The organism is Phycicoccus elongatus Lp2 (genome assembly GCF_000367525.1).
In the GTDB taxonomy this organism is placed as follows: domain Bacteria; phylum Actinomycetota; class Actinomycetes; order Actinomycetales; family Dermatophilaceae; genus Phycicoccus_A; species Phycicoccus_A elongatus.
In genome coordinates, this window is record NZ_HF570956.1 from 716,522 (window position 1) to 724,753 (window position 8,232).

At 69.5% G+C, this 8,232-nt stretch carries 11 protein-coding genes; 6 read left to right on the top strand and 5 right to left on the bottom strand.

Annotated elements, in window-relative coordinates:
- Positions 1–584 (bottom strand): thiamine-phosphate kinase (locus tag BN10_RS03425; RefSeq protein WP_233354253.1); only part of this gene is annotated, 584 nt, incomplete at its 3' end.
- Positions 585–698: 114 nt separating this feature from the next.
- Between BN10_RS03425 and BN10_RS03430 the strand changes: the two genes are divergently transcribed.
- Both BN10_RS03430 and BN10_RS03435 read left to right on the top strand, forming a co-directional pair.
- A complete protein-coding gene (locus tag BN10_RS03430; RefSeq protein WP_010849767.1) occupies positions 699–932 on the top strand; it encodes an Lrp/AsnC ligand binding domain-containing protein in 234 nt (77 codons plus the stop codon).
- A gap of 2 nt (positions 933–934) precedes the next feature.
- Positions 935–1,390 (top strand): DUF3515 family protein, encoded by a 456-nt coding sequence (locus tag BN10_RS03435; protein ID WP_010849768.1) that lies wholly within the window; start codon positions 935–937, stop codon positions 1,388–1,390.
- A gap of 166 nt (positions 1,391–1,556) precedes the next feature.
- Here the strand turns inward: BN10_RS03435 and BN10_RS03440 are convergent, their stop codons facing one another.
- Positions 1,557–2,681, bottom strand: coding sequence for a D-alanine--D-alanine ligase family protein (locus tag BN10_RS03440; protein ID WP_010849769.1), 1,125 nt, complete (start codon positions 2,679–2,681; stop codon positions 1,557–1,559).
- A 31-nt stretch (positions 2,682–2,712) separates the two neighbouring features.
- Between BN10_RS03440 and BN10_RS03445 the strand changes: the two genes are divergently transcribed.
- A complete protein-coding gene (locus BN10_RS03445; RefSeq protein WP_010849770.1) occupies positions 2,713–3,810 on the top strand; it encodes a trans-sulfuration enzyme family protein in 1,098 nt (365 codons plus the stop codon).
- A gap of 10 nt (positions 3,811–3,820) precedes the next feature.
- Here BN10_RS03445 and BN10_RS03450 read toward each other — a convergent pair whose 3' ends face one another.
- Entirely contained in the window at positions 3,821–4,819 is a 999-nt protein-coding gene (locus tag BN10_RS03450) for an NAD(P)H-dependent glycerol-3-phosphate dehydrogenase (protein ID WP_010849771.1), read from the bottom strand.
- Positions 4,816–5,565 carry a lysophospholipid acyltransferase family protein gene (locus BN10_RS03455; protein WP_010849772.1) on the bottom strand — a complete coding sequence of 250 codons (750 nt, stop codon included), beginning with the start codon at positions 5,563–5,565 and terminating at the stop codon, positions 4,816–4,818. The genes BN10_RS03450 and BN10_RS03455 overlap by 4 nt, the downstream gene beginning before the upstream one ends.
- A 117-nt stretch (positions 5,566–5,682) precedes the next feature.
- Between BN10_RS03455 and cofC the strand changes: the two genes are divergently transcribed.
- The gene (gene cofC, locus BN10_RS03460) at positions 5,683–6,354 is read left to right on the top strand and encodes a 2-phospho-L-lactate guanylyltransferase (RefSeq protein WP_010849773.1); all 672 of its coding nucleotides are present in this window, start codon (positions 5,683–5,685) and stop codon (positions 6,352–6,354) included.
- Positions 6,326–6,538, top strand: coding sequence for a hypothetical protein (locus BN10_RS03465; RefSeq protein WP_010849774.1), 213 nt, complete (start codon positions 6,326–6,328; stop codon positions 6,536–6,538). The genes cofC and BN10_RS03465 overlap by 29 nt, the downstream gene beginning before the upstream one ends.
- Before the next feature lie 13 nt (positions 6,539–6,551).
- Here the strand turns inward: BN10_RS03465 and murA are convergent, their stop codons facing one another.
- Complete coding sequence (murA, locus tag BN10_RS03470; protein ID WP_040750891.1) at positions 6,552–7,868, bottom strand: UDP-N-acetylglucosamine 1-carboxyvinyltransferase; 1,317 nt, start codon at positions 7,866–7,868, stop codon at positions 6,552–6,554.
- Between murA and BN10_RS17195 the strand changes: the two genes are divergently transcribed.
- A partial coding sequence (locus tag BN10_RS17195) for a hypothetical protein (RefSeq protein WP_198013997.1) occupies positions 7,867–8,232 on the top strand: 366 nt, incomplete at its 3' end. The two genes, murA and BN10_RS17195, sit on opposite strands and share 2 nt — an antisense overlap.

Here is an 8,232-nt window from a genome sequence, read left to right on the forward strand (position 1 = left end):
GACGTCGGCGAGAGGGAGGGTTCGGCCAGCCCCGCGGCATACGTGGCCAGGCCGGCGCCCGACCACCCGAGGGAGCCACAGACCGCGACGACGTCACCGACCCGTGCGCCCGAGCGCAGGACCGGCGCGCGCCCGCCGAGGTCGCCGAGCGCCGTGATCGACACCACCACCACGCCAGCCGGCGCCGAGGACAGGTCCCCGCCGAGAACAGGGCACCCCGCGTCCTGCGCCGCCGCAGCGACGCCCGCTGCAAAATCCAGCACCCACGCCACCTCGACCTCGGGATCGACCATCAGGGACACCAAGAGCCCGGTGGGCACCCCACCCATCGCAGCCACATCGGCGACATTCTGGGCGACCAGCTTCCACCCGACGTCACGCCCGCTCGACCAGTCGTCGCGCCAGTCCCGGCCGCGCACCATCGAGTCAGTGGTCGCAATGACGCTTCCCGACGGGGCGGCCACAACGGCCGCGTCGTCACCGGCCGGCACGCTGACCCCACCACTACCGGGCAGATCCGCGAAGATCGGGAAGATCTGCCGGAGCAGCGCCGACTCGTCGAGATCACGCAGCCGCTGGCTCACGACCGACCACCTCCTTGACCCTGCCGCTGACGGACCGACCACCGGCACGGTAGCGTCTGCCGTGACGGCCCACCGGGCCGACCCATCAGCAGACGCACACAACGAGGTGATCCCGTGGTACAGGCCTACATCCTGATCCAGACCGAGGTCGGTCGCGCGGCCAGTGTGGCCCACTCGATCAGTGAGCTGGAGGGCGTGGCCCTGGCCGAGGACGTCACCGGCCCCTACGACGTCATCGCGCGCGTCGAGGCCGACAGCGTCGACGACCTCGGCAAGCTCGTCATCGCCAAGATCCAGGACGTCGAGGGCATCACCCGCACGCTGACCTGCACGGTCGTGCACGTCTGAGGGTGAACCGAGTTCGCGGGACGGCGGCTGCGCTCGGCGCGGCCGCCGTCCTCGTCTGTGCCCTGGCCGGCTGCAGCGGGGGTCCCGAGGTCACCGCGGCCGGCGCGGGGGGCAGCGACGCCTGCAGGTCCGCCACCGAGGCGTTCCCGTCGACTGTTTCCGGTATGCCGCGCCTGGACTCCGTAACCGCCCCCGGCACCGCGGCTTGGGGCGATCCCGCGGTCATCGCCCGGTGCGGGGTGCCTGGGCTTGCCCCCACGGATGTCGAGTGCGTGGAGGTCGACGACGTCGGCTGGATTCCTCGCGAGCTCAGTGACGGCACCGCCTTCACCTCGTTCGGCACCGACCCCGCACTCGAGGTGCTCGTCCCCACGGCCTATGCACCCGAGCCGCTGCTCCTGCCCGCCTTCGGTGCCGCCGCCAAGGCACTGCCGCCCAACGGGCTCGCCTGCCGCTGAACGGCCAGAGCGCGGGCCCGGACCCACCATTTCCCAACCCGGTTCGTAGGTCGGGGCCTTGTCCCGGCACCCAGCCCCACCATTTCCCAACCCAGTTCGTATGCCGTGTGCCCGGCTCCCACGACACGAGGGTGGTCCCAGCGCCCGAGGGTCGCCCGCCGCTGGGTCAGCGCAGACCGAGCCGCCGTTGCATCGCCAGCGAGATCAGCTCGTCGATCAACGCGGCATACCCGATCCCCGAGGCGGCCCACATCCGCGGATACATCGATGTCGGGGTGAAGCCGGGCATCGTGTTGATCTCGTTGATGAGGATGTCCCCTGCCTCGGTGAGGAAGAAGTCGACCCGCGCCAAGCCCTCGCACCCGGCCGCCAGGAAGGCCCGGACAGACAGCTCACGAATCCGCTCGGCAACCTCCTCCGGCACCTCCGCCGGGGTCTGCAGGACGACGTCCTCGGCGTGGAGGTACTTGGCGTCGAAGTCGTAGAACTCGTGGTTCGCGACGACCCGACACTCCCCGACGACACTGGCCCGCGGCAGGTCCGTGCCGTGCCCGTCGAGCACTCCGCATTCGATCTCCCGCGCGAAGATGCCCTGCTCGATGACGACCTTCGGGTCGTGCTCACGGGCGGCCTCGATCGCGGCGCGCACGCCGCCGGCCGACGTGACCCGGGTGATCCCGAAGCTCGATCCGGCGCGCGCGGGCTTCACGAAGACAGGAAACTCCAGGACCTCGACCTTGGCCATCGCCCCGTCCGGGTCGCGCAGCCATTCGCGGTCGGTGATGACGACATAGGGACCCACGCTCAGCCCCGCGGCCTCGAAGACGACCTTCATCAGGTGCTTGTCCATCATCGTCGCGGAGGCAGCCACCCCGGAGCCGACGTAGCGCACGTCCGCGAGGTCGAGCAGGCCCTGGACCGTCCCGTCCTCACCGAACGGCCCGTGCAGCAAGGGGAAGACGACGTCGACCTCGCCGAGATCGCGTGGCGGCTGCCCCGCCTCGTGCACGACGAGCCCGCGCTGCTCACCACTGGTCGGGACGAGCACGCTCGGCGCGTGCGTGTCGACGCTGGGACGATGCCCACTGGTCAGGCGGAACTGCTCGGCATCATCGGGGGCCAGCACCCAGTGCCCGTCGCGGGCGATGCCCACCGGGATCACGTCGTAGCGGTCTCGGTCCAAGGCGTCCAGGACGCTGGCCGCGGTGGCACAGGAGACCTCGTGTTCGGACGAGCGGCCCCCGAAGACGAGGGCCACGCGGAGCCGGTCAGGTGTCTGGTCCGTGTTCATCGCCGATGAGCCTAGCCCGGCGCCTCCTACGATGACCGCCATGACCTCCACCGACGAATCCACCACCGGGTTGCGTCCCGCCACCCGCGCCGTCGTCGCCGGCCGCGAGGGGCGTGAGCCCGGTCAGCAGGTCGGCTCACCCTTGGTGCTCACGAGCACGTATGCCGCGGACGGTCCGGTCAACTACGCGCGCAACGGCAATCCCACCTGGTCGGCATTCGAGGAGGCGCTGGGCTCCCTCGAGGGTGGCCGGGCCCTCGTCTTCGGCAGCGGGATGGCCGCGGTCGCCGCAGCGCTCTCGTTGGTGCCCATCGGTGGCGTCGTCGTGGCCCCGCACTCGGCCTACAACGGCACCCTGGCGACGCTCAAGGAGCGGGAGAAACGCGGCGAGCTGACCGTGCGCACTGTCGAACTCACCGACACCGCAGCAACCGTCGACGCCCTCGCGGGCGCGGACCTGGTCTGGCTGGAGTCGCCCACCAACCCCCTGCTCGAGGTCGCCGATCTCGAGGCCCTCGTCGAGGCCGCTCGCGCGGCTGGTGTGCTGTCCGTCGTCGACAACACCTTCGCCACTCCCTTGGCCCAACGACCCCTCGAGTTGGGCTCGGACCTGGTCGTGCATTCGGTGACCAAGTACCTGAGTGGCCACAGCGATGTGATCCTCGGCGCCTGCGTGGTGCGCGAGGACGGCGACCAGATCTTCACCGCGCTGTCCGGCCACCGGTCGCTCTACGGTGCGATCGCCGGTCCCTTGGAGACCTGGCTGGCGTTGCGCGGCATACGCACCCTGCACCTGCGCCTGGAGCGGGCGAGCGCCAACGCTGCCGTCCTCGCCACCCGCCTTGCTGACCACCCGTCGGTGGTCACCGTGCGCTATCCCGGGGTGGGGGCGATGGTGGCCTTCGACGTCGGCGCCACCGTCGAGGACGCCGAGGCGGTCTGCGCGGCCGTGCAGGTCATCTCGCATTCGACGAGCCTGGGTGGCGTCGAGACCCAGATCGAGCGCCGCCGGCGCTGGCCGAACGAACCCGATGTGGTGCCCGACAACTTGCTGCGGCTCTCCGTCGGGATCGAGGACGTCGAGGACCTCTGGACCGATCTGCAGCGCGCTCTCGACTCTCTGGGCTGAGAGCGGCCTGTCAGTCGACCTCGGCCTTGCGCGGACGCGACAGCAACGCCCGCACGACATCCTCGGCGGTGCGGCCCTCGACGATCATGGCGTGGACCTGCTCGATGATCGGCACGTCGACGCCGTTCTTTCGGGCGAGGTCGAGAATCGACGTGCACGACTTCACGCCTTCAGCGGTCTGACTGGTCTGTGCTACGACCTCGTCGACGGAGAGCCCCTGCCCCAGCTTCACGCCGAAGGAATGGTTGCGGGACAGCGGAGACATGCACGTCGCGATGAGGTCGCCGACTCCGGCGAGGCCGGCGAAGGTCGGCGCCTCCCCGCCGATGGCCATCCCCAGGCGCATCGTCTCGGCGAGCCCGCGGGTGATGAGCGAGGCCTTGGAGTTGTCCCCGAAGCCCAGTCCCTCAGCCATGCCGACGGCGAGAGCAATGACGTTCTTCACGGCACCGGCGATCTCGGTCCCCACGACGTCGGTCCCCGTGTAGGGACGGAAGTAGGGGGCCGCGCAGGCGGCCGCAACACGCTCGGCGGCCGCCTCGTCGCGGCAGGCAACCACACTGGCGGCCGGCTGCTTGACGGCAATCTCCTTGGCCAGATTGGGGCCGGAGACAACGACGATCCTCGACGGGTCGACCTCACCGACCTCCTCGATGACCTCGCTCATCCGCTTGGTCGTGCCGAGTTCCACCCCCTTCATGAGGGACACGATGGCCGCGTCTGTGGGCAGCGCCGATCCCCATTCCCCCAGATTGGCGCGCAGGGTCTGGCTCGGGACCGCGAGGACGACGATGTCGGCGCCTGCCGCGACCTCGGACGGGTCCGCGGCCGCGGTGATCAGCCCCGGCAGGGTGACGCCGGGCAGGTACGCCTGGTTGCAACCGGAGTTGATCTGGTCGACCATCTCCTGGCGTCGCCCCCACATCCGCACCGTGGTGCCTGCGTCAGCGAGCACCATGGCGTAGGCCGTGCCCCAACTGCCGGTCCCGAAGACGGCTGCCGTAGTCATCGTTGCTCCTTCGTGGGGTTGCCCTTGGTGGGTATGCCGACCGCGCGCGGGTCGAAACGGGTCGTCGGTGCCTTCTCGCCCCTGACCTCCTCGAGGAGTCCGGTCAGGGCCGCCATGATACGGTCCGTGGCCTGCTGGAGGACCTCGCGAGTGATCGGACGCTCATAGAGGTCGGCCAGGTCGACCGGCGCTCCTGCACGCACGATCACCTCCTTGATGGGCAGCAGATCGGGTTTGGACTCATAGGGACCGATGATCGCCTGGGCCCCCCAGTTGACGACCGGGACGACCGGGCACCGTGTCTGGAGGGCGATCCGCGCTGCGCCCGTCTTCCCGCGCATCGGCCACAGGTCGGGATCACGCGTCAAGGTGGCCTCGGGATAGATCACGATGCACCGGCCCTGCTCGACGGCGGCCACCGCGGCGCGATAGGCGTCGGCGGCTTGGCCCGTCTCGCGATAGACCGGGATCTGCCTGGCGGAACGCAGGATCTTGCCGATGACGGGGATGTTGAAGACCTCCACCTTGCCCAGGAAGCTCGGCGCGATGCCGTTGTCGTTGAGGTAATGCGCCACGACGAGAGGGTCGGCATAGGAGAGGTGATTGGCGACCACGACGCAACCACGGTCGCGCACGAGGTTCTCGCCACCTGACCAACGTCGCTTGGTGAGCGCCATGAGGAGGGGCCGCAGGACAGCGACGGCGAAGAGGAAGGCTCCTGGGCGTTTCTGACGCTTGGGCTTCACTGATCACTCGTCTCGACGGCTGGTGCGCGCATCCCGCAATGTTCGTCGGCGCGAGCACCCATGTCGAGCACCGTCCTACGCTTGTCGCGCACAACCTGACCCTGCCAGGAGGTTCTCGTGCCCGCGCCCAGCCGACCGTGGGCCGTCGTCGTGCCTGTCAAGGGTGGTTCGTCGGCCAAGTCCCGCCTTGCCGACCCGGCCCGGCCCGCCCTGGCCACGGCCTTCGCGCTCGACACCATCATGGCTGCGCTCGCCACCGTGGGCGTCGAGCGAGTCGTCGTCGTCACGTCCGACCCCGTGGTGGCGACCCTGGTGCGTGCGCTGGATCCGGGCGACCGGGTGGTCGATCTGGTCCCCGACCCGGGCGTCGGTCTCGACGCGGCGGCGCGCGCCGGCGTCGATCGGGCGCGTGCCGAGCATTTCCACCGGGTCGCGGTGCTGCTCGGCGATCACCCGAGCCTGACCTCCACCGAGTTGGAGATCGCATTGGCCGCGGCCGCAACGCACCGGGGTGCCTTCGTGCCGGACGCGGCGGGCACGGGGACCGCCATGGTGGCCCTCGCCGCCGCCGATGCCGACCCGACGACGAACTTCGGAGGGGGCAGTGCGGCCCGGCATGCGGCCCAAGGCCTGGCCCGCCTCGACCTCGACCTTCCCGGGTTGCGCCTCGATGTCGACGAAGTCACCGACCTCGAAGCGGCCCTCGCCGTGGGCGTGGGCCAGCACACGGCGCGCGCGTTGGGGGGCTACCCTGACGATCGTGCAGGCGACGATCCACTCCACCGGTGACGAGGGCGGGCAGGCCTTGCTCGACGACGGCTCACTGATCGACTGGGACCTGGCTTCGGTTGCGGGCAGTGGACTGCGCCACCTGCGGGTCGGTCAGCGGGTCAGTGTCGAGTTGGATGATGAAGACCGGCGGGCACGCCGGATGTGGATCGTCGGCATCGGCGCGGGGCAGGTCATCAGCTGATCGGCGACCCGCCTCAGATCAGGTCGTAATCGGCGCCGACGGCGTCCAACTTCGTCGAGAAGTTCTCGTAACCTCGATAGATCAGGTCGATGCCGTGGACCTTTGAGGTGCCCTCGGCAGCGAGAGCTGCGATGAGGTAACTGAAACCCCCACGAAGGTCCGGCACGGTGATCTCGGCTCCCCTCAGACGGGCAGGTCCGGACACGACCGCCGAGTGCTGGAAATTGGCGCGCGAGAAGCGGCACGGGGAGGAACCCAGACAGTTGCGATAGGTCTGAATCTGTGCGCCCATCTCCCCGAGCGCGGACGTGAATCCCAGACGGTTCTCGTAGACGGTCTCGTGGATGATCGACAGCCCGCGGGTCTGCGTGAGCGCCACGACGAGGGGCTGTTGCCAGTCGGTCATCAGGCCCGGATGCACATCGGTCTCGATGGCAAGGGAGTTGATGTCGCCGCCGGAGTGCCAGAAGCGAATTCCCTCGTCGTCGATGTCGAAGGAGCCACCGACACGTCGGAAGACATTGAGGAAGGCCATCATCGGTTGCTGCTGGGCACCGCGCACATAGATGTCGCCCGCGGTGGCCAGGGCGGCGCAGGCCCAGGAGCCGGCCTCGATCCGATCGGGGATGGCCAAGTGGTCGAAGCCCCCCAGCCTCGGCACCCCCTCGATCTCGATCCTGCGGTCTGTCTGGACCGAAATGATCGCCCCCATCTTCTGGAGGATCGCGACCAGGTCCATGATCTCGGGCTCGATGGCGGCGTTGCGCAACACTGTCGTCCCCTCGGCGCGCACCGCCGTGAGCAGCACCTGCTCGGTCGTGCCGACGCTCGGGTAGGGCAGCTGGATGTCGGCCCCTTTGAGGCCATGAGGGGCGGTCAGGCGCAGCCCCTCGGGACGCTTGTCGACGACGGCACCGAAGGTGCGCAGGACGTCCAGGTGGAAGTTGATCGGACGCTCGCCGATCCGACAACCACCCAGGTCCGGGATGAACGCCTCCCCGAGCCGGTGGAGCAGGGGGCCGCACAGGAGCACCGGCACCCGGGAACTACCGGCGTGGGCGTCGATGTCGGCCACGTGCGCCTGCTCGACGTTGGTGGGGTCGAGCAGGAGCTCGCCGTCCCGGTCCGAGGAGTCGATCTTCACGCCATGGAGTTCGAGCAGGCCCGCGACGATCTGCACGTCGGAGATCTCTGGCACGCCGCGCAGGCGGCATGGCTCTTCGGCGAGGACGACCGCGACCATCGCCTTGGAGACGAGGTTCTTGGCGCCTCGTACCTCTATGTCACCGATCAGCGGTCGACCGCCGTTGAGCACCAAGGAGCGACTCATGCGGGCAGTGTTCCAGAACAGCACAGAGGCCGGTGACTCTGCGCACCGGCCTCTGTGGCGGATTTCCGGCAGCTCAAGGCGAGCCGTCGGTCACCCGTGGGATCACTTCTTCGCTGCTGCCTTCTTGGCCGGCGCCTTCTTGGCGGGAGCCTTCTTCGCCGGGGCGGCCTTCGTCGCCGCCTTCGTCGCAGGTGCAGCCTTCGCCGGGGCAGCCTTGGCCGGCGCCTTCTTAGCGGGAGCCTTCGTGGCCGGCGCCGCCTTCGTCGCCGCCTTCGTCGCAGGGGCAGCCTTGGCCGGGGCAGCCTTGGCCGGCGCCTTCTTCGCCGGCGCCTTTGTGGCCGGCGCCTTCGTGGCCGGCGCCGCC